The 21,911-nt window shown below is 37.6% G+C and carries 18 protein-coding genes; 6 read left to right on the top strand and 12 right to left on the bottom strand.

Going from position 1 to position 21,911, the window contains the following annotated elements:
- The first annotated feature begins 28 nt into the window (after positions 1-28).
- Entirely contained in the window at positions 29-706 is a 678-nt protein-coding gene (locus LGQ90_RS08800) for a peptidoglycan DD-metalloendopeptidase family protein (RefSeq protein WP_229340217.1), read from the top strand.
- A gap of 213 nt (positions 707-919) precedes the next feature.
- Here LGQ90_RS08800 and LGQ90_RS08795 read toward each other — a convergent pair whose 3' ends face one another.
- The 3 genes from LGQ90_RS08795 to LGQ90_RS08785 all read right to left on the bottom strand — a co-directional run bounded on the left by LGQ90_RS08795 (position 920) and on the right by LGQ90_RS08785 (position 2,595).
- On the bottom strand, positions 920-1,225 hold the full coding sequence (locus LGQ90_RS08795) for a GIY-YIG nuclease family protein (protein ID WP_229340215.1): 306 nt from the start codon (positions 1,223-1,225) through the stop codon (positions 920-922).
- 318 nt (positions 1,226-1,543) lie between these two features.
- Positions 1,544-2,026, bottom strand: coding sequence for a DUF4199 domain-containing protein (locus LGQ90_RS08790; RefSeq protein WP_229340212.1), 483 nt, complete (start codon positions 2,024-2,026; stop codon positions 1,544-1,546).
- A 218-nt stretch (positions 2,027-2,244) separates the two neighbouring features.
- Entirely contained in the window at positions 2,245-2,595 is a 351-nt protein-coding gene (locus LGQ90_RS08785) for a DUF6249 domain-containing protein (RefSeq protein WP_229340211.1), read from the bottom strand.
- Positions 2,596-2,733: 138 nt separating this feature from the next.
- Between LGQ90_RS08785 and LGQ90_RS08780 the strand changes: the two genes are divergently transcribed.
- Both LGQ90_RS08780 and LGQ90_RS08775 read left to right on the top strand, forming a co-directional pair.
- Positions 2,734-3,321 carry an RNA polymerase sigma factor gene (locus tag LGQ90_RS08780; protein ID WP_229340209.1) on the top strand — a complete coding sequence of 196 codons (588 nt, stop codon included), beginning with the start codon at positions 2,734-2,736 and terminating at the stop codon, positions 3,319-3,321.
- Positions 3,305-3,691: a hypothetical protein gene (locus LGQ90_RS08775; RefSeq protein WP_229340207.1), complete on the top strand. Its 387-nt coding sequence runs from the start codon at positions 3,305-3,307 to the stop codon at positions 3,689-3,691. Before LGQ90_RS08780 ends, LGQ90_RS08775 begins: the two co-directional genes overlap by 17 nt.
- A 367-nt stretch (positions 3,692-4,058) precedes the next feature.
- On the opposite strand, the gene secA is transcribed toward LGQ90_RS08775, so the two are convergent.
- The 6 genes from secA to LGQ90_RS08745 all read right to left on the bottom strand — a co-directional run bounded on the left by secA (position 4,059) and on the right by LGQ90_RS08745 (position 13,390).
- Positions 4,059-7,418 carry a preprotein translocase subunit SecA gene (gene secA / locus LGQ90_RS08770; RefSeq protein ID WP_229340204.1) on the bottom strand — a complete coding sequence of 1,120 codons (3,360 nt, stop codon included), beginning with the start codon at positions 7,416-7,418 and terminating at the stop codon, positions 4,059-4,061.
- A gap of 89 nt (positions 7,419-7,507) precedes the next feature.
- Complete coding sequence (locus LGQ90_RS08765; protein ID WP_008272287.1) at positions 7,508-7,729, bottom strand: DUF2795 domain-containing protein; 222 nt, start codon at positions 7,727-7,729, stop codon at positions 7,508-7,510.
- A 152-nt stretch (positions 7,730-7,881) separates the two neighbouring features.
- Positions 7,882-8,454, bottom strand: coding sequence for a cob(I)yrinic acid a,c-diamide adenosyltransferase (locus LGQ90_RS08760; RefSeq protein WP_229340202.1), 573 nt, complete (start codon positions 8,452-8,454; stop codon positions 7,882-7,884).
- A gap of 561 nt (positions 8,455-9,015) precedes the next feature.
- Positions 9,016-9,735: an ABC transporter ATP-binding protein gene (locus tag LGQ90_RS08755; protein WP_229340200.1), complete on the bottom strand. Its 720-nt coding sequence runs from the start codon at positions 9,733-9,735 to the stop codon at positions 9,016-9,018.
- Positions 9,736-10,042: 307 nt separating this feature from the next.
- Positions 10,043-10,879: an O-methyltransferase gene (locus tag LGQ90_RS08750; RefSeq protein ID WP_229340198.1), complete on the bottom strand. Its 837-nt coding sequence runs from the start codon at positions 10,877-10,879 to the stop codon at positions 10,043-10,045.
- Between the two features lie 636 nt (positions 10,880-11,515).
- Positions 11,516-13,390, bottom strand: a complete 1,875-nt coding sequence (locus LGQ90_RS08745; RefSeq protein WP_229340196.1) for an ABC-F family ATP-binding cassette domain-containing protein — start codon at positions 13,388-13,390, stop codon at positions 11,516-11,518.
- A 674-nt stretch (positions 13,391-14,064) separates the two neighbouring features.
- On the opposite strand from LGQ90_RS08745, the gene LGQ90_RS08740 reads away from it, so the two are divergent.
- From LGQ90_RS08740 to LGQ90_RS08730, 3 genes are read left to right on the top strand one after another with little or no spacing between them, the layout of a single operon-like run.
- Positions 14,065-14,853 carry a polysaccharide biosynthesis/export family protein gene (locus LGQ90_RS08740; protein WP_229340194.1) on the top strand — a complete coding sequence of 263 codons (789 nt, stop codon included), beginning with the start codon at positions 14,065-14,067 and terminating at the stop codon, positions 14,851-14,853.
- Positions 14,853-17,318, top strand: a complete 2,466-nt coding sequence (locus LGQ90_RS08735) for a polysaccharide biosynthesis tyrosine autokinase (RefSeq protein WP_229340191.1) — start codon at positions 14,853-14,855, stop codon at positions 17,316-17,318. Before LGQ90_RS08740 ends, LGQ90_RS08735 begins: the two co-directional genes overlap by 1 nt.
- A gap of 12 nt (positions 17,319-17,330) precedes the next feature.
- Positions 17,331-18,188 carry an ABC transporter permease gene (locus LGQ90_RS08730; RefSeq protein ID WP_229340190.1) on the top strand — a complete coding sequence of 286 codons (858 nt, stop codon included), beginning with the start codon at positions 17,331-17,333 and terminating at the stop codon, positions 18,186-18,188.
- A 51-nt stretch (positions 18,189-18,239) separates the two neighbouring features.
- Here the strand turns inward: LGQ90_RS08730 and asnB are convergent, their stop codons facing one another.
- From asnB to neuC, 3 genes are read right to left on the bottom strand one after another with little or no spacing between them, the layout of a single operon-like run.
- Positions 18,240-19,946, bottom strand: a complete 1,707-nt coding sequence (asnB, locus tag LGQ90_RS08725; protein ID WP_229340187.1) for an asparagine synthase (glutamine-hydrolyzing) — start codon at positions 19,944-19,946, stop codon at positions 18,240-18,242.
- Positions 19,946-20,641: an acylneuraminate cytidylyltransferase family protein gene (locus LGQ90_RS08720; RefSeq protein WP_229340185.1), complete on the bottom strand. Its 696-nt coding sequence runs from the start codon at positions 20,639-20,641 to the stop codon at positions 19,946-19,948. Before LGQ90_RS08720 ends, asnB begins: the two co-directional genes overlap by 1 nt.
- Before the next feature lie 32 nt (positions 20,642-20,673).
- Positions 20,674-21,831, bottom strand: a complete 1,158-nt coding sequence (gene neuC, locus LGQ90_RS08715; protein ID WP_229340183.1) for a UDP-N-acetylglucosamine 2-epimerase — start codon at positions 21,829-21,831, stop codon at positions 20,674-20,676.
- Between the last annotated feature and the right edge of the window lie 80 nt (positions 21,832-21,911).

Raw genomic sequence — 21,911 nt, 5'->3', positions numbered from 1 at the left:
TACATTTGGCTTTCTTAAGTTGAATGCGATGCAAAGTTTTTCTGATTTTTTAAATGAATTAACCTCCGGTTTCACTCCCGTAATAGGAGGGAATTATACACAGGAGGATTACGCGTATATAGATCTTTCAGAAAATAATCCTGATCTTCTAAAACTTGAAGTTGCTTCTTCGGAAGCATTTTCCATTTTCATAGATGAATATCTTAGGAATAGAGAATCCAAGGCAGCCTATGGTGGTTATAATGAATTGAGGACTTTATATAACCGAAGTCAGCTTTTCAATAATACAGAAGCTAACCGTAATATTCATATTGGCCTGGATGTCTGGGTGCCTGCCTTTTCAGAAATTATTAGTCCGTTAGATGGGAAAATTCACAGTTACCAGGATAATGCTAATTTCGGCGATTATGGACCCACCATTATTCTTGAGCATCAGCTAAATGGAAGAAAATTTTATACCCTTTACGGTCATCTTTCCAGGAAATCCCTTGATAATTTAAAGATTGGGACAGAGGTAAAGGCAGGTGATAGGCTTGCCGAGTTAGGAGATTTTAATGAGAATGGTGATTATGCCCCGCATCTGCATTTTCAAGTGATGGAAGAAATGCATGATAAAATTGGCGATTATCCAGGAGTGGTCAAAAAAGAAGACCTGGACATGTATTTAAAGAATTGCCCGGATCCTAATTTGTTGTTGAAGATATAATTTCAAAAAAAGTTTCTGGGTTGTCATTCCGACGATAGGAGGAATCTTTTGTTTGATGAATTTCCGACTGCGTTGCGCTCTGAATAACATTCGCCTGTCATTTCTGAGTGTCGTCATTCCGATGATAGGAGGAATCTTTAGTTTAGAGGATTTGTCTGGAAAAGATTCTTCGCTTCACTGCGTTGCGCTTTGAATGACAAACGAAGAAGAATTTCATATACTATCGTTTAAGAACTTCCAAGTATGGTTAAAGTTTGTAATGAGATTATCTTTCTTTTGTCGAGACCAACCTTTTATTACTTTCTCCCGATTGATAGCGGTATCTATTTCAAAGAAATGTTCATAATATACAAGATAATAGCAACTATACTTTGCAGTAAAGGCTTTGGTGTTTGCTTCGGGATTTTTATGATGATACAACCGATCTTTTAAATTATTGGTAACTCCAGTATAAAGAACAGTTTTATTTTTATTCGTTAAAATATAAACATAATAATTATGTGTCCCGAAGGTTTTCATAATCCCAAATTAGGAAAAAATAGAATACGATTTCTTCACTTCACTACGTTGCGCTCTGTTCATTCGAGGGAATTGTCATTCCGACGAAAGGAGGAGTTTTTGGTTTGAAGCATTTCCCTCAGAGAGATTCTTCGCTTCACTACGTTTCGCTCTGAATGAAATACGGTTGTAATTCCTGAGGTTTGTCATTCCGGCGAAAAGAGGAATCTTCAGTTTAAAAGATATCTCTTGAAAAGATTCTTCGCTTGACTACGTTCCGCTCTGAGTGGCATTTAACCGTCATTTCATAGTAGTAAAAATCTATTGTTCATTAGTGAGCTAAGCCTTTTTTGTTTTCACAAAAAACGCTACAATAGCAGAAGTTACTACCCCCACTACTAAAGCAAAGAAGAAAGACTGTATGATGTAGGAGGTCAGATTAAAATATTCTTCTGCAGCAGCTCTGCTCATCGCACCGTTTTCAACGGAATATTCAATTACATTATTAAAATAATCAGGCGTAATAAATTCATGGGTGATATATTGTGCTAAAGGAGATAAGATCGCGACAACTATACTAATCACAATTCCTGAAATAAATCCCTGGCTCCAGGTCATTTTTCCGTTGTAGAAATTCTTTCGTTTATCCAGCAAAGCGATCACATAAAGGGCAATCGCCACAATAGCAAAGAGATTGGTATATATAGCATGTTGCGCTATATTTTCATCATGCCAGCCCAGACCTTTTTCCAGGAACATCCATAATAAAGAAATGATTGTAAAGATGATTCCCCACTTGATTTCAATTGAGAATTTTTTCATTGATTAGTTTGATTGGTTATCAATGTTAAAATTAGTAAAAATCCTTTAGTCATGACTACAAATAAAAAAGACCATCTAAAAGTTAATTTATCTGTCATTGCGAAGTACGAAGCGATCTCCAAATTACTGGTAATCTAATTAGAGATTACTTCACTTCGTTCGTAATGACTTTCAGAATTAACTTTTTAGACAGTCCTGTGATGAAATTTGACAAAAACTTAAGCGTCTTTATTTAGTTTTTTAGTGGCAAAGAATCCCGCAAATAATCCAATTCCTGCTAACAGGAAAATAGTTCCCGGGTAAGCCACCTCTTCATCCACGTTCATGTTGATGCTAAGGAAGTTGGCGATAAAAATCCCAACTCCTATGCCTGCCAGTAGTAAAGCCAGGTTTAATACAATGACCTTCCAAACCGGGGTTACATGTTTCTTTTTGCTGTAAAAAATACTGGCATCGGCTCCTTTATCAATAAGGGCGAGGCGTTCCCGGTTTCTGGCAGAGATGTATAAATAAAATATCCCGAAAAGTGTTCCGAAAATGACTGGTAAAACAATAACTTCTGATCCCATGATTTCTTAGTTTTTAATTTGAAAATAATGTTCGTTTGCTATTAGGACGTCATGATCTCTAAACCGGTTACAAAAAAGCGTAAATTTATTTTAGAATCTTTTGTAACCGATGCCTGAAAGTGGTCGTCTTAAGTAATAATGATCAAGAACACTGACCAATATTTGATTGACAAGGTCCTTAATGGCAATACCAATGCCTTTGGGGAGCTGGTAGATCGTTATCAAAATTTTGTGTTCACCATCGCTATTAGAATTTTAAAAGTTTCTGAAGAAGCTGAAGAAGTTGCCCAGGATAGTTTTATTAAAGCTTATGATTCATTATCCACTTTTCGTGGAGAATCTAAATTTTCAACCTGGCTTTACAGGATCGTTTATCATAAAAGCCTGGATAGGATTAAACTGAACAGGAGACACAGGACTTATGAAATAAATGAGGAAATCACTGAGGATAGTCTGGACCATATAGAGAACGGACTGGAGTTTATGCTGAGTGAAGAGAGAAGCAGTATTATACAAAAATGTGTTGCACAATTACCGGAAGAGGAGGCGGCGATCATTAGTTTGTATTATTTCGATGAGCAATCTGTAAAAGAGATCGCGCAAGTGACCGATTTAACGGAAGACAACATAAAGATTAAATTGTATCGTAGCCGGAAAAAGCTATTTTCGTTATTGCAAGGCTACATTAAACCGGAAATATCAAATAAGAATGGAAAAGCAATTTAACAGAGAAGACGAGCTGATAAAGAGGTTGCTAAATGAAGCAGGCCCTGAAAAACCTTCAGCAGATTTTAAAAATCGTGTCATGAAGACAGTCGAGGCAAGGAATGCTAAGATCAGGCCTTATGAACCGCTAATTTCAAAAACAGGTTGGCTAAGTATTGCTGCTATAATTTTTATTTCCATGAGCGGGTTATCATTTTTATATGCCGATGTTTCTTTTTCTAATTATTTGAACTTTGATTTTCCTTATCTGATGGATATGCCCAAGATTGATCTTTCAAGAACTATGCAGATCGCTTTTGGCTTTGTTGCTTTATTCTTTTTGGAGATACCATTTTTAAAAAGGTTTTTGGATAGGGAGTATCAATTGTAAAGCACTATATATCTGGATATTCTCTGAGAATAGGAAGGATCAATTTTCAATTTCTTATTAAAATGAGATCCTAATAATATTGAGATTTCTCCCTACGGTCGAAATGACCAAATCTTTTTTTCCATTTTTTTAAGGAATGTAGTGACTAAGGAATCTGAACCTATGCATCTGTTTTTGCTTTGAGTATATTATTTAAATTCTGACTTTGAAGAGATTCCTCCCTACGGTCGGAATGACAAAATCGCATATAATAATTTTGAATTTAAGAATAAATAAAAAAATCCTGAAGTTAATTTACTTCAGGATTTTTAATTTCGTCTAACGTCTAACGTCTAACGTCTAACGTCTAACGTCTAACGTCTAACGTCTATTCGTCTACAAGTACCCAGTCTCCCTTATCAAGAAGCGGGATAGCCTGTTTGAATTTCATCGATTTAGTTTCTCCGCTCATTACATTCTTGATGGAAACTTTATCATTTCTACCAATTTTTGGACGATCCCGAACAATAGTTTCGGTTATCTCAGGTTGCTGACGTTGCGTATTTCCTGCAGCTCTGCTCTGTGCGGCTCTTTCATCCATATTTGGAATTTCTTCCTTCTTGGTTTCAACCTGCTCTTTTGATCTGGTCTGACGTGCTTCATGTATGCTTGGCGCACCGGTAGATGGAATCTCTCCTTTGAAAAGGAAGGACATTACATCACGGTTCACATTTTCAAGCATAACTTTGAAAAGTTCGAAAGCCTCAAACTTATAGATCAATAATGGATCTTTTTGCTCATGAACGGCTAGCTGAACACTCTGTTTCAACTCATCCATTTTTCTCAGGTGAGTTTTCCAGGCATCATCAATAATCGCAAGAGTAATATTTTTCTCGAAATCTTTGATCAGTTGTTTACCCTTAGATTCATAAGCTTTTTCCAGATTGGTAACAACACTAAGTGTTTTTGTACCGTCTGTAAAAGGAACTGAAATTCTTTCGAAATTATTTCTTTCGTCCTCGTGTACCTGCTTGATCACCGGGAATGCCCGATCAGCATTATTAGACATCTTTTCGTCATAATGCTTATAGGCCGCTTTGTAAACTTCACCGGCCAACTTCTGAGCATTCATTTTCTTAAACTCTTCTTCTGAAACCGGGGAACTCATAGAGAAATTCCTGATCAGCTCAAATTCAAAATTCTTGAAATCTTCTGCTGCTTTATTTGTTTCAGTAATAGATTCTGAAATATCAAAGATCATATTCGCAAGATCCACTCTAAGTCTTTCCCCGAATAAGGCATGATAACGACGCTTGTAGATCACTTCACGCTGCGCATTCATCACATCATCATATTCCAGCAATCTTTTACGAACGCCGAAGTTATTCTCTTCAACTTTCTTTTGAGCTCTTTCAATAGATTTAGAGATCATGGAATGCTGAATTACCTCACCTTCTTCAAGTCCCATACGGTCCATTAGTTTGGCAATCCTTTCAGAACCGAATAAACGCATCAGGTTGTCTTCCAGGGAAACATAGAACTGTGAGCTTCCCGGATCACCCTGACGACCTGCACGACCTCTTAACTGGCGGTCCACACGTCTCGAATCATGGCGTTCTGTACCCACTATGGCCAAACCACCGGCTTCTTTCACTTCCTTGCTCAGCTTAATATCGGTACCACGACCCGCCATGTTGGTAGCAATGGTCACGATCCCCGATTTACCAGCTTCCGCAACAATATCAGCTTCCTGTTTGTGGCGTTTCGCATTCAGAACGTTATGGGGTACATTTCTAAGCTTTAGCATTCGGCTTAGGAGCTCTGAGATCTCTACGGAAGTTGTACCAATAAGCACAGGTCTCCCCGCATTGGAAAGATCGGTTACATGGTCTATAACCGCATTGTATTTTTCTCTTTTGGTCTTGTAAACCAAATCTTCTTTGTCATTTCTGGCGATAGGACGGTTGGTTGGAATTTCCACCACATCCAGTTTGTAGATCTCCCATAACTCACCAGCTTCAGTTACTGCAGTACCCGTCATACCCGACAGTTTTCGGTACATCCTGAAATAATTCTGAAGGGTTACCGTTGCAAAAGTTTGGGTTGCATCCTCGATCTTCACATTTTCCTTCGCCTCGATCGCCTGGTGTAAACCGTCACTATAACGACGACCCTCCATGATACGACCTGTCTGCTCATCAACAATCTTTACTTTATTGTCGATAACCACATATTCGGTATCCTTTTCAAAAAGGGTATAAGATTTCAATAATTGGCGAAGCGTATGTATACGTTCACTTTTAACGCTATATTCTCTAAAAAGTTCCTCTTTTCTTTCGGCTTCTTCTTCCGGGGTAAGATCTTCTTTCTCGATCTTGGCGATCTCCATTCCTATCTCCGGCATTACGAAGAAATCGGGATCGTCTTTTCCTGAAAGAAATTCAATTCCCTTATCGGTAAGATCTATCTGATTGCTTTTTTCTTCAATAGTGAAATACAATTCGGCATCAACCTTAGGCATTTCACGATTATTATCCTGCATATAGTGATTCTCGGTTTTCTGAAGCAATTGCTTCACACCTTCTTCACTCAGGAATTTAATAAGTGCTTTATTTTTAGGCAGACCACGGTAAACCCTTAATAACTGGAATCCACCTTCTTTAGTGTCACCTTCTTTGATAAGTCTTTTGGCTTCAGCAAGGACCTTAACCAGATGTTTACGCTGCACCTCCACAATATTGGCAATTGCAGGTTTCAGCTCCATGAATTCGTGCGTATCTCCTTTTGGTACAGGACCAGAAATGATCAAGGGAGTACGGGCATCATCTACTAATACCGAATCCACCTCATCCACGATCGCATAGTTATGCGGTCTCTGTACAAGATCATCCGGCGCATGAGACATATTATCTCTCAGGTAATCAAAACCGAATTCATTATTTGTTCCGTAAGTAATATCAGCATTATAGGCTTTTCTACGTGCGGCAGAATTAGGACGGTGATAATCTATACAATCTACACTCATCCCATGGAACTCAAAAATAGGAGCCATCCACGCACTATCACGTTTCGCCAGGTAATCGTTTACTGTTACCAGGTGAACACCGTTTCCGGTAAGCGCGTTAAGGTACATAGGCAAGGTTGCCACAAGTGTTTTACCTTCACCAGTCTGCATCTCTGCGATCTTTCCCTGGTGCATGGCCACACCACCAATAAGCTGAACATCATAATGCACCATATCCCAGGTCACCGGTTTACCGGCCGCATCCCAGGAATTGTTCCATATAGCGTGATCTTCCTCTAAAGTCACATATTCTTTTTCTGCAGAGATCTCCCTGTCAAAGGCAGAAGCCTTTACTTTTAGCTGCGAATTATTTACGAAACGCTTGGCGGTTTCCTTTACGATAGCGAAAGCTTCCGGCAGAATCTCATTCAGAACTTCTTCAGAGATCTCATAAGATTTGTCTTTTAGAGCATCAACTTCAGCATAGATATCTTCCTTACGGGTAATATCATCAGTTTCGTCTGCTTCTTTATTCAGCGCTATAATCTTATCTTTTACTTCTTTGGTCGCGGCAGTGATCTTCGCTTTGAATTCAGAAGTTTTAGCTCTGAGTTCATCAAGGCTGAGAGCCTCAAATTCAGACTCCAGAGCCTTTATTTTATTTACTATGGGTTGTATTTCTTTAACATCTTTCTTCGACTTATCGCCTACGAAAGCTTTTAATACAGAATCTAAAAAACTCATGTTGGTTTTTTTATTTAAACGGGTTCAAATTTACGCAAAAAAAAAGCCTCGTGAATGAGACTTTTCCTTATTTTTTGCGTGTTGTCAATTTAATATTCATCCTCATTCCAGAGGTAATCTTCATCGGTTGGATAATCCGGCCAGATCTCCTCAATAGAATCATATGAGTCGCCCTCATCCTCAATTGCCTGCAAATTTTCAACTACCTCTAACGGAGCCCCGGTTCTAATTGCGTAGTCTATTAATTCGTCTTTTGTTGCCGGCCAGGGGGCATCGCTTAAATAAGATGCTAATTCTAATGTCCAATACATTGATTAATCGGGTTTTAAATTTTGGCAAAAATAATTTTTTTGCCGTAATAGCCAAGAAAAAAATCTATTATTTATACAATAATGATAAGAACATAATAATTTTTGCCATTCTTTGCAATTTTCGCAAAGGATTTTTCAAAATTTAGAAGGAATCAGGATTTTTTTGGGATCCATTGAATTTCTTCGGCATGTAGTTCTTTAGACAACTTCCGTGCCAGCACAAATAGGTAGTCGGATAGTCGGTTTAGATATATAAGTACCTTCTCATCAAAGGTCTCGATGTCATATAAAGCAGTAGAAAGTCTTTCAGCTCTGCGGCATACACAGCGGGCTATGTGACAGAATGACACGCTTTGATGACCACCGGGAAGGATGAAATGTGTCATCTCCGGAAGTTCTTCGTTCATTTTATCCATGGCTTTCTCCAGTTTCTCAATATCTTCATCGGAAATCTTAGGGATATTAAGCCGGTCTTTGCCATTTTTTAGTTTTTGTTTTTCGGGATCGGTGGCCAGAATGGAACCGATGGTAAAAAGTCTATCCTGAATTTCGATCAGCATTTCTGAGGTTTCTTTATCAACCTTCTGATCTCGTAATAAGCCTATGTGTGAGTTTAGCTCATCAACGGTTCCGTAGCTTTCAATTCTTATATGGTGTTTAGGAACACGGGTGCCTCCAAATAATGAGGTGGTGCCTTTGTCCCCGGTTTTGGTATAAATTTTCATGTTTTTAGCTTTTAGGCTAAAATACAAAGTTTCGGGCAGGTGGGGGTAGTTGTTTGAGGACTGTTGTGTGTTTTGGTTCTGGATTTAAAGTTTTAGGTTAGGATGAGATTTCTCACTTCGCTTCGCTTCGTCTCGAAATGACAATTTCAATGAGCAATTGACAATAATCAGTTTTTGGTTGTGCGTTTGGGAATTTATGGACTTTCGCTTTCCCGTTTTCTTGCTAAATATCTTTTTCGGAAACTTCGGTTCTTCCGTTCTTTTTTGATCCTTTTACTGCGGCGTGAATTCCAAAGAAAATAAGCTAAAAAAGCAGCTATTATAGCAAGATAAATCCAGGTTTCCTGGTCTAAATCAATCATTGTGAGTATCTTAATAAATACAAGGTAATAAAGTTTTTTAGAAGTTCAAAGTACGAAGTTCGGAGTTTATAGTTCCGGGTTCAGGCTTTGCAACGAAAATTTCAAAATCAAGGATTGCTTCGCTTAGTTTTACTTCGCTCGCAATGATTCTGAAAAAGTAATAGGTTAAAGAGGGACTATGAAAATATGATTTGAATTTTTAACTTCTGCTGTCTGCTCCCTGCTCACTGAGTACTGTTTTCCTTTCGTCACTTGCAACCATACCATCCATAAGTCGAATGACCCTGTGGGCGTGTTTGGCAATATCTTCTTCGTGGGTTACTAAAATCACTGTATTTCCCGCGGCATGGATGTCATCAAAAAGATTCATGATCTCTACCGAAGTTTTCGAATCCAGGTTCCCGGTAGGTTCATCAGCAAGAATAATAGAAGGTTTATTAACCAAAGCTCTTCCTACGGCCACCCTTTGTCTTTGTCCACCAGATAGCTGATTTGGTTTATGATCCATTCGGTCTCCAAGGCCAACACTTCTTAAAACATCCTGAGCCCTTTCAACTCTTTCAGATTTTGAAGCCCCCGCATAGATCATGGGTAAGGCGACGTTATCAAGTGCAGTTGTTCTGGGTAAAAGATTAAAGGTTTGAAAAACAAAACCGATCTCCTTATTTCTGATCTCGGCAAGTTCGTCATCACTCATCTGGCTGGCATCTTTTCCGTTTAATATATAAGATCCTGAAGTTGGAGTATCCAGACAACCTAAAAGATTCATCAGAGTAGATTTTCCAGAACCTGAAGGTCCCATAATTGCCACATATTCTCCTCGATCTATATCCAGGTCTATGCCTTTTAAAACTTTAACCACTTCCTGTCCCAGAGGAAAATCCCTGGTGATATTGCGAATCTCGATTACTTTGCTCATGAAGACTGAATTTTCACTTGTATGACGTGAAATTAGGATTTTTGTTACACAAATTTGGTAATTGAGTGTTTCAGTTCATTTTTTCCATTGATGAAAAAACGAACCAAAAAAATCTAGGCTTACGAAAATTGAGCTGAATTTATTGTTTAGCACCTAAATTTTAGGAACTCGCTTTGCTCAAACAGCCTAAAATTTTACGGTGCTTTCACTTCAAATTCTTTGCTGAATTTTCGATAGGCCGCCAATTATCGGGATAAAAGGAATTCAAAATTTAATACTTGAAATAATAAACTCTATTATAAGTGTTTTATACTCTGATTGTAAAATCCTGTTTTTGCTGTTCTTTTCTGAAAAATACGAGGCCCCATTGGTAGGTGTCTATGGTTACCTGGACTTTGGGATTCGCTTTTATTTCTTCCCAGGCTTCTTCCATCTCAGGTGACCAGTGGATGTCATCAAAAATAAACACTGAATCGTTATGAGCTGTGGGAAGAAGTTTTTTAAAATAATTTAAAGTTGCTTGTTTCTGATGATTTCCGTCAAAATAGATAAGGTCGAATTTCTGGTCGGTTCGGGGTTGGGAGTTTGGAGGTTGTCCGTTGTCTGTTGTCTCTTGTTTGTTCTTTAAATATGGGCTTAGCTGAGAAATAGCGGTTTCAAACCGGGTATTCATTAGCTGAATATTATTGAGATCATATTTTTTGATCTGCTTCCTCACAACTTTTGATGTTTCCGGGCAGCCCTCAATAGTGATCAAACTTGTTTTTTTATTGGCAGCAATAGCCGAGGAGGCTATTCCGAGGGAAGTTCCTAATTCCAGTGCCTTATTTATGTTCAGATATTTTGTAAGTCGGTGTATTAATTTCGCGCGGTGTAAAGTGATACCGGCATTTTTAGCGATAGAAAATACAGGTCGCCTATTAGATTTAAATACCCGACTGCCCGCCCCAAAATCGGTAACTTCAATCAAATTCTTATTCCTTAAAAGATCGTTGCGATAATCTTTGATAAGCTCATATCCTCCATGATAGCTTTTGTCATAAAAACATTTAGTTACCAGATCATATACAAAAGGGGAGTGGAGCCCATGTTGGTTTTGGCTTTTAAGTAAGAATTTTAAATAAGAGGTTAATTGGAAGAGCATTAAGCGATAATCAGTTTTCTGCAAATAAGTGGAAAGAGGACAATATGATTTTAATCGGATTTTTTATTTTTCAAATAATATTGAAGACTTCTAATCATTTTCAGAAGTTCTAGTAATATGGTACGTGCCTTTAAGTGGGGTAACATTGACGGATTTCTTTGAATGATCATTATATCTTACTTAATATAGTTATCATGCTAATTTCATGATTGTTCATTTTTTTGCTTGTCCAAAAAAACGAACCAAAAAAAGGACACTTTTTTGTAGGTGTTTTCAATTTTGCTACCGCAAATTGAAACCGTACTTCCATGACTAAATTTTCTCCAGGGCTTCGAAAATTTTTAACGTCATGAAAGCACTACACTTGCAAAAAAGATAAAACTAAAAATTGTATATTTTGGAATATTAATTATTCCTATTTTTCTAGTTCAGAGTTATTTTATAAAGTAATAAACAGCCTAAAATTTCAAGGTTCTTTCTTTTTAAGTTTTACATTAAATTTTCAAAAGGCCGATATTCTCGAAGGCTTAATTTTGAAAGCTTATGATATAATTAAATTGAAGTAAAAGTGATTTTTTAATTTTTGCTCACTGCTCACTGCTCACTGCTCACTGCTCACTGCTCACTGCTCACTGCTCACTGCTCAAGCTTCTCCATCAACTCAAACCATCTTTCAGTTTTAGCTTCGATCTCATTTTCAATCTCTTTTAGCTTCATTGAATTCTCAGCTACTTCATCTCCGTCCAATTCCTGCAGGAATCTTTTCTGAACTTCTTCTTTTTTAGTTTCCAGCGTGGCGATCTGTTTTTCCAGCTTAGAATATTCCTTTTTCTCGTTATAACTTAAAGAAGGACCTGTGCTATTAGATTTATATTCCTTTTTCTCTTTTTTTGACTGAGTATCTTCCGAAGGCGATTTGTCGGCCTTAGGCTTGGAAGCCTCGTATTCCCTGTAATCGGTATAATTTCCCGGAAAATCTGTGATCTCACCTTCCCCCTGAAATACGAATAGGTGATCTGTGATCTTATCCATAAAATAACGGTCGTGAGAAACGACGATGATGCAACCGGGGAAGTCGAGTAAAAAGTTCTCCAGGACATTTAATGTTAATACATCCAGGTCGTTGGTAGGTTCATCCAGAATTAGAAAATTCGGATTCTGAACTAAAACTGTACAGAGGTAAAGCCTTTTCTTTTCCCCACCACTGAGCTTTTCAACAAAATCGTATTGTTTTTTTCTGCTGAAAAGAAACCTTTCCAGAAGCTGCTCTGCTGAGATCTGTCTGCCCTTTTTAAGCGGAATATAATCTCCAAACTCTTTAATGACTTCAATAACTTTCTGGCCGGGTTTTATTTTAATTCCTTTCTGGGTATAATAACCAAATTTGACCGTCTCGCCAATTACTATTTTGCCCGTGTCTGGTTTCATATTGCCGGTAAGCATATTCAAAAAGGTGGATTTTCCAGTTCCGTTCTTACCTATGATCCCAAGGCGCTCACCTTTTTGAAAAGTATAGCTGAAATGATTTATTAGCTCCTTACCACCCAGTTCTTTCGAGATATTATGAATTTCCACGATCTTACTTCCCAGACGTTCCATATTAAGTTCAAGTTGAACTTTATGATCCTGTCTTCGCTGACTTGCCCTATGCTTTATTTCATGAAAATCCTCGATACGTGACTTGGATTTCGTGGTACGGGCCTTGGGCTGGCGACGCATCCAATCCAGTTCTTTCTTATATAACTGCTGGGCTTTATCGGTATTTGTAGCCTCCAGCTGATGTCTTTCTTCCTTTTTATCGAGGTAATAAGAGTAGTTTCCCTTATAAGTATAAAGCTTGCCATCTTCCAGTTCGATGATCTCATTACAGACCCTTTCCAGGAAATAGCGGTCGTGAGTGACCATAAAAATGGTGAAGTCCTGCTTTTTAAAATAATCTTCCAGCCATTCTATCATATCCAGATCAAGGTGGTTGGTAGGTTCATCCAGGATTATAAAATCCGGTTTTTTCAACAACATTCTGGCCAGGGCGAGACGTTTTTTTTGTCCGCCGGAAAGGTTCTTTACTACCGCCTGAAGATCTTCCAGGTTAAGCTTGTACAGAATCTGTTTGAATTCGGTCTCAAAATCCCAGGCGTTATTTGCTTCCATAGCATCCATGGCTTTTTGAAGGGCATCGGCATCTTCCGGATTCAGCATGGCCTTTTCGTATTGTTCCACTACCTTAAGCGTTGGGTTTTCACTGGTAAAGATGCTTTGTTCAATGGTAAGCTCGGGATCAAGGTTGGGTTCCTGGGAAAGGAAAGCTACGCGAATATCGTTACGGTAGATCACCTGGCCTTCATCGGGGGAGTCGGTGCCTGCGAGAATATTTAAAAGGCTGGTTTTACCGGTTCCATTCTTAGCTACAAAGCCAACTTTTTGGTCTTTGTTAATTCCGAAGCTGATATTTTCGAAAAGCCTGCGTTCGCCGTAGGATTTAGCTATGTTTTCTACTGAGAGGTAATTCATGTTCTATGTTCTCGGTTGTATGTTTTCCGTTCTGGTTTCAAAAGTACGAAGTAAGATTAATCAATTAGTAATAATCAATAAACAATGATCAATAAGCAGTTATAGGTTATCTGTTAAGATGCTGAAACAAGTTCAGCATGACGGAGGAATAGATGGAACAAAAAATATAACCCTGCATTTATTTCAAAATCTCCCACCTCTTATATCTGAGTTGTCATTTCGACCGTAGGGAGAAATCTCTTTCGAGTGAGTCAAATTATTGAGATTTCTCAGTCGCTATGCTCCTTCGAAATGACAGTAAAAAGTTATCTGGATCCCTATTCTCTATGTTGGATCTTTGTTTGGTTGTTAATTGTCACTCTGAGTGCAACGAAGAGTCTCTTACTAAACGGAATTTGGTTCTTCTATTGAGCGTTATTCGAATTTTTAGCATGAGATTTCTCACTTCGCTGCACTTCGTTCGAAATGACATTAAAAAAAATGAATTACAAAGTACGAGTTAAGAAATTTTGATAAACTTTACCAGACAACAGACAACAGACAACAGACAACAGACAACAGACAACAGACAACAGACAACAGACAACAGACAACAGACAATAACTTAATTCCTTTCTAAAGTTTTGATATTTGCCTGTAAAAACTATATTTGTTAAAACAATGTGAAGCCCTTTATGCGATTTAAATCTTTTTTGTTTTTATTCGCTGCAATACTAGCCTTAACCTCCTGCGTATCTACCAAGCAGATGTCTTATCTTCAGGAATATGAAGAAGAGGCAGACAGCATAATCCAGGTTGAGCGATTGCGCAAACCCTACCGGATACAGGTAGGAGATCTATTAAGCATAAGAGTTAAAGCCCTGGACCAGGAACTTGTGGGAATGTTTAATCCAATTAGTGAAGCTAATCCAAATGCAACAACAGAACAGAATGTTTATTTTGATGGCTTTACCGTAGATGACCATGGAAATATTCGGGTACCCACGATGGGAGAGATCAATGTTTTGGGATTTACCGAAAAGGAAGTTCGGGAGAAAATAGAGAAAAAGTTACTCGAAGAATATTTTAAGGAGGAGGCAAATATATTCGTGACCGTAAAACTTGCCGGGATTCGCTACACTACTTTGGGTGAAATTAGTCAGGGCAGCCAGGTTGTTTATAAAGAACAACTCACCATCATGGAGGCTATTGCCAATGCCGGAGGGATCACAGATTATGGAGACCGGGAAAATGTACAGATCATCAGGCAATATCCGCAGGGCGAAGAGGTTCATACTATTGATGTTACAGATATTGATGCACTAAGCAGTCCCTATTATTATATTCAACCTAATGATATGATCGTGGTGAATCCTTTACCCAGAAAAGCATTGGGCCTTGGAACGACCGGAATAGAGGTTTTCAGGACGGTAGTTAGTTTAGTAACCCTGGTTACCTCTATTTATTTAATAACAACTAGATAATGGCACATGAAGATGATCATATATCAGAGGTAGGTTCCACCTTTGATTTTAAAGGATTTATTCTTAAAGTGATTAGCTACTGGAAGTTGATCCTTCTTTCTGTAGGTATAAGTCTTGCAGTAGCTTATTATAATAATGTTCGTAAGTTGCCGGTATACCGTTTATGGAATACCATTTCTATAAAGGATGATCAAAATCCCTTTTTCACTTCCAATACCAGTTTAACTTTTAACTGGGGTGGGACTTCAGATAAAGTAAACACGGCTATGACAATTCTGAGGTCCAGGTCGCATAATGAAGAAGTAGTAGAAAAACTTCAATTCTATATTAAATATCTCGAGGATGGTGAATATCAAAGAGTTGATGCCTATGGGAAAACACCTTTTATAGTAATTGCAGACACTACTGCTTTTCAGGCCAATAATGTTATTATAGAAATCCAAATGCTGGATGCAACAAGCTTTAATTTACGCGCTAATGTTCCTAAGAATTTATCCCGAACTAATTATAAAACCAAAGAAACTGATTCTCGCATAGTTGAGGCGAGAGAGTTTAATAGAATTTTTAAGATAGGGGAACATATAAAACTTCCTTTTTTTTCAGGACATCTGAAACTTAGTGATAAACCTATTCAACTTAAAAGCTTTTATATTAGTTTTACTCCATTCGATGAGTCAGTGGGGAAATATAACACTATAAGTGTAAATCCTGAATCTAATGGTTCCTCGGTACTCAATTTAAGTCAGGTGGGACTAAATAAGGACCGCCTGGTAGATTATCTCAATGGATCGGTAAATGTGTTGAGTGGAAATATGCTGAAACGAAAGAATTTATTCGCTACCAAGACGATAAGATTCATAGATAGTAGTTTGGCGGTTCAGGCTATTTCCTTAAAACAGGTTGAAAACGAACTTAATAATTTTAGGAACAATAATTCAATTCTTGATATATCAGCTGAAAGTAGTGAACTATCTAACAAATTAGCGAATCTTGATGTTAGAAAAGAAGAAGTTAGGCGACAGTTAGCATATTTTGATAACCTACAAGATTATTTACAGACTAGAACTGATTACTCCAATGTTCCTGCGCCATCTGTGGCTGGAATAAGCGAAGTTAGTATTTCTAGTGGTGTATCCAAGATTATTCAACTGGCTGAAGAACGTCAAAATTATCAGTATACGCTAAAAGAAAATTCTCCAATATTTGATGATATTGATCGTCAGATCAATTCGGTCAAATCGATTCTTTTAGAAAATATTAGTTCTTCAAAGGGGCTTCTAAGTACTGAATTAAATAATATAAATGGGCAGATAGGCAGACTTGAAAATGAAGTTCGAAAATTACCCCAAGAGGAACAGGACCTTCTTAAGATTCAAAGAAAGTATGCGATAAATGAGAAAACTTACAATATGTTTCTTGAAAAGCGCAGCGAAGCAGGACTTATAAAGGCAGCAAATGTAAGTGACGTATTAATAATTGATAAAGCCAAGGATACTGGTGGAGGGCGAATAGGGCCTAATACACAATTGAATTATGTGATGGCGGTAATGGTAGGTGGAGTTATACCTTTAATATTTGTATTCCTTTTAGTATTTTTAAACACAAATATTCATAATGCCCAGGAAATTACCCGACTCTCACCCATCCCCATTCTAGGGCTAATAGGTAAAAATAAGATGGACGGAAACCTGGCAGTATTTAATTCTCCAAAATCCTCGATAGCCGAGAGTTTCCGAGGTCTCAGATCGAGTTTACAATTTATGTATAAAAGGCAGGGTGTAACTGGCTCCAAAACCGTTATGATCACCTCTTCGGTATCGGGTGAAGGAAAAACATTCTGCGCTATGAACCTGGCTACAGTATTCGCCTTAAGTGAGAAAAAAACGGTACTGGTTGGAGTGGATCTTAGGAAGCCGAAGATATTCGACGATTTTGAATTGAATAATGATCTGGGAATTGTTAATTACCTAATAGATCAGGCAACATCAGAAGAGATAGTACAGAAGAGTAAGATACCTTACTTAGATGTAATCACCTCGGGACCGGTGCCGCCAAATCCTTCTGAATTACTCTTAACAGAGAAAATGGATAAATTAATTGAAGATCTTAAACAAGATTATGACTACATAATTCTTGATACCCCGCCAATCGGGATGGTAGCTGATGCACTTAATTTAGTTAAACATGCCGATGCAACTCTATATATGATAAGGCAGGATTATACCAAAAGAGGAATGCTGGAAACCATCAATCAAAAATACGATAAGGGAGAGATCAAGAATATCAGTTTTGTATTGAACCATTTTGTACATAGTGCCAAATACGGCTATGGTTATGGCTATGGTTATGGCTACGGTTATGGTTACGGATATAATCGTTATGCTAAAGGTTATTATGGTGCAGCTCCTTCCCGAACTGCCCAATTGAAAGATTCCTGGAGAAAATTCATGCGAAACTTCGAATAGTTCATTTGTATTATGCAGAAAGATGAGGAATGGTTATATGAAATAAGTCCTAAGAGAAAACTTATTGATCTTAATTTTAGGGAGATCTGGAGATACCGGGATTTGCTTGTTCTTTTTGTCAAAAGGGATATTGTTACAGTTTATAAACAAACTATTCTAGGACCCCTTTGGTTTTTTATTCAACCATTATTTACTTCTATCATTTTTACGTTGGTGTTTAATAATATCGCAAGTATTCCTACCGGGAATGTGCCATCTTTTCTTTTTAATCTAACCGGGATAACGGCCTGGAATTATTTTAATCAATGTCTTACAGGAACTTCCAATACTTTTGCTGCCAATGCAGGAATATTTGGGAAGGTCTATTTTCCCAGGGTTATTATGCCCTTAAAGACTGTAATTTCCAATCTTTTTAAATTTGGAATCCAACTTATAATATTAATTGTTTTTTATTTTTATTTTATCTGGAGAGGCTATGATATAAATCCCAATTCCAATTTATTTTTATTTCCTGTGTATGTTTTAATGATGGCGTTGTTGGGACTCGGAGCAGGAATGATAATTTCAGCGCTCACTACAAAATACAGAGATCTAAGCGTATTAATAGGTTTTGCTACTTCTTTATTGATGTATATTTCTGCAGTGCCTTATCCTCTGAGTGAAGTCTCGAAAAAAATGCCGGAATGGGACTGGATTGTAAAATATAATCCCTTAACCCAGATCATAGAGGGATTCAGGTTTATGATCCTTGATTCAGGAATATTTACCTGGTCCGGATTCTTTTATACTCTAGGAATTTCAGTTTTACTGTTCCTAATTGGTTTGATAATTTTTAACCGCACAGAAAAGAATTTTATAGATACTGTTTAAGAATAAGTAGAAGAATAAAATTTGATTGGTGTAATTGAATGAATTGAATTTTTAAGCCAAAAGTTGCGCAGCGTTAATCCACTGCCAGATATGAAAACTACTATAATTATCACCGGCCAGATATTTTTTCCATTCTTTTTCAATTTCCTGATGGTCAAACCAATCTGCTAAAACACATGATTTAAGATTTTCAAGATTTTCAGAAACATACTTTTTAAGTTCATCCCCCAGCCATTCCCTTTGCGGGGTTTGTAATGGGCGTTTAGGAGCATGGCTGATCTCTCTCGAGGTAATTTGGCTTAATATTTCTCTGATTAAAAATTTCTGGACTTCCCCTTTAATCTTAAAATTTTGGGGCTGAGCAAATGCGAATTCTACCAGGCGATGATCTAAAAAAGGCTCTCTTAGTTCAGTGCTATAAGCCATGGAAACCCGATCATTAAACCTTAGAGCTCTTGGTATTTTTGTGTAAAATAGATCACGATATTGGAGATTCTGTAGTCTATTTTCAAATGGTTCAGGATATTCAGGTTTTACCGAATATTTAGCAAATTCCGGGTTTAATACATTTTTGCGGAATGGGCTCAAATTTCCTGTTCCCTGAATTGTAGTATTTCTTGAATTTAAATAATAATCATATCCGGCCCATTGCTCATCCATCCCCTGACCATCCAGAAGAACTTTAATACCATCATTATGAGCTTGCTTAAAAATTTTGGAGTAAGCCAGGGTAGGTATACCTCCAAAAGGTTCATCCTGAATTTTACTGATAAATTCGTTATCCTTTTCAACCTCTGAGGCTACAAATTTCACCTTATGGAGAGGGTTATCTGTATATGAGATCATTTCTTTAACCCAGGGTAATTCATCATAGCGTTTATCTCCGGTATAAAAAGTATAGGCATTGATATTGCTTTTTTCCTTGGATAGATTTACAAGTGCTAAAAGAAGAGAACTATCTACCCCACCGCTAATATTGAAACCGACAGGAACATCGGCTCGAAATCTGAGTGTAATACTATCGCGAAGCATTTCAAGGTAATATTCTTTTGCCTGGTGGAATTCGTAGTTATTAGGGGTGTCTTTAATACGTGCCTCAAAATTGTACCATCTGGATATAGATAAGGTTCCTTTAGAATATTCAAGGGAATAGCCTCCCGGAAGTTGATTTATATCTTTATAAAAAGTTTCATGGGACATGCCATAGGATCCATATTTAAAATAATTCGCCCAGACCTTTTTATTTGGAGAATTAAATTTGGTCACGGATAGTATACTCTTAATTTCACTGGCAAAATAAAAAAACCCATTACCTGAAAAATAATAAAAAGGCTTTACTCCAAATCTGTCTCTTGCAGCGAATAAGGTCTTTTCCTGAGTATCCCAAATTGCAAAAGAAAACATTCCATTTAATTTATGAAGGCATTCTTTTCCCCAGTGCATAAATGCGGCTAATAATACTTCTGTGTCAGAGGAGGTCTGGAATCTATAAACATGTTTTAATTCCAGTTTTAGCTCTTTATAGTTGTAAATTTCCCCATTGAAAGTGAGATAATATCTTTTAGATAGATCACAAAATGGTTGATTAGCTTCTGGGGAGAGATCAATTATGGAGAGGCGATTATGTCCTAATCTAGCAAAACCCTTGTCCATAAATACTCCCGTATGGTCTGGACCCCGATGAGACTGCTTTTTCAACATGGTTTTTAAAGCTGTTTCTTTAGGGTTTTCTGAAATAATTCCTGCAATACCACACATTATCTTATCGATTTTAATAAGTTTTCCGCCTTTTTCCAGTCCGCAGGCTCATCGATATTTACATAACTACTTCCGGTATTATCGATGAATGAAATTTTTTCACCATATAGGGAGTTTTGATTTTTTATCACAGAAGTCTTGCTTAAGTATATAGAACCATCCCTATGATAGGCTTTTGGTAGTTTTTGTCGTTGTGAAATAATTTCTGATTCCCCGGTGGCAATCTTCAAAAGATTAGTTTCAGCTTCCTCAAATACCCAGTGTGGATTATATTCTGAAGGAACTTCCCTGACTGAAATAAGGGAATCAGCCCGGGATTCTATAAATTTTAAAATAGCCTTATCGATAAGGGATTTTTCCCGGAAAGGTGAGGTTACCTGTAATAGGCAAACTGCGTCAAAAAAATCATTCTTTGATTCGAAAAAATCGATAGCATGTCTTATGACATCCAGTGAAGTACTATTGTCATCTGCAAGGTTCTCTGGACGCTTAAAAGGTACATCCAGTCCAAGCTGATGGGCAATCTGGATAATATTATTATCTTCAGAGCTAAGAATACAACGATCTAGAAGACTGGATGATCTTACGGCATCAACAGTGTACTCCAGGAGTGGTTTCTTTCCCAGAAGCTTAATGTTCTTGCCCGGGATACCTTTGCTTCCTCCACGCGCCGGTATAATTCCTAAGATTTTCAAGTTATTTTTTTTAATGCTTAATGATGATTAATTTAATATGAAATTGTCTTGGAGAACGATAGCTCTACGGTTGCAAGTATCTCAGCAATCTTATTTCCCGACTCTCCAACGCCATATATTTCTGAAGCTGGATAATGTTCCCTGTTAATTCCTTCCTCTATCGCTGAAAGAATTTGACGCTCATTGTAATCAACATCTGTAACATTTTGCGCACGTTTTCTACGATTTTGACGGTTGCCTATATTTACTACTGGGATACCAAGATAAGAACATTCCCTTATTCCGGCACTGGAATTTCCAACCAAAACCCTGGCATTCTTCATTAATTTCAAGAAATCTATGGGATTCATATTCTTAAAAAAATGTATGTTTTCTGGCTTCTCCAGTTCGCGAAAAGATCTGATTCCGTTTGAGGTTCCATCAGAACCTGCATCCACGTTAGGCCAAAACCAAAATGCAGGATAACCTGAAGCTTTCACTGCTTTCAGAGTTTTCAAAATATGGGCTTTTGCGTCTTTATACTCTGTAGTTACCGGATGTTGCATTATTACCATGTATCCATTTATCCAGGAAAATTCTGGTCCAACACCACCATACTTTTTTACCGGATCAAAATCAAGCTCAGGATCCTGGGCAACCTGTTTTGCGAGATCTATAGAAGGACAGCCAGTATTAATAACCTTATGAGGATATTCACCCAATTTAATTACTCTTTGCTTTGCATCTTCTGTACATACCAAATGCAGATCTGCAAGTTTTGTGTTGGCATGTCTAACTTTTTCATCTATACTACCGGTAACTTCTCCTCCCTGAAGGTGGACCAATGGAATATTCTGGTAGGCTGCGGCTATGGATGTAGCAATGGTTTCAAAACGATCAGCAATCGTAATTACGGCATCTGGTTTAAGATTATAAAAAACATTGGTTAATTCCATAACTCCCAGACCTGTAGTTTTTGCCATTGTGGTTGGGTTTTCTCCTTCGAGCACCATAAATACTTTGGCAGCAATTGGAAACCCATCTTTTTCGATAAAATCGATAGCGTTTCCATACCTGTCAAGTAGTGCAGAGCCAGCAATTACCAGTTGAAGTTCCAGTTCTGGATGTGCCTGAATGGCAGTAAGTGCAGTCTTTATCCTGCTGTATGAAGGCCTGGCGGTTACTACAACACATATCTTTCGTTTGGGCATAAGCTGTTTGTTATCGAAAAAATTTCAATTAAGCTAAAGTAGTAAATATGTATTGGACTGGCATATAAGTGAGAAACTTG

Origin of the sequence: Christiangramia sediminis, from assembly GCF_020552705.1 — a bacterium.
GTDB lineage: Bacteria > Bacteroidota > Bacteroidia > Flavobacteriales > Flavobacteriaceae > Christiangramia > Christiangramia sediminis.
Note: the sequence above shows the minus strand (reverse complement) of the source record. Positions and strands in the feature narration are given on the sequence as shown.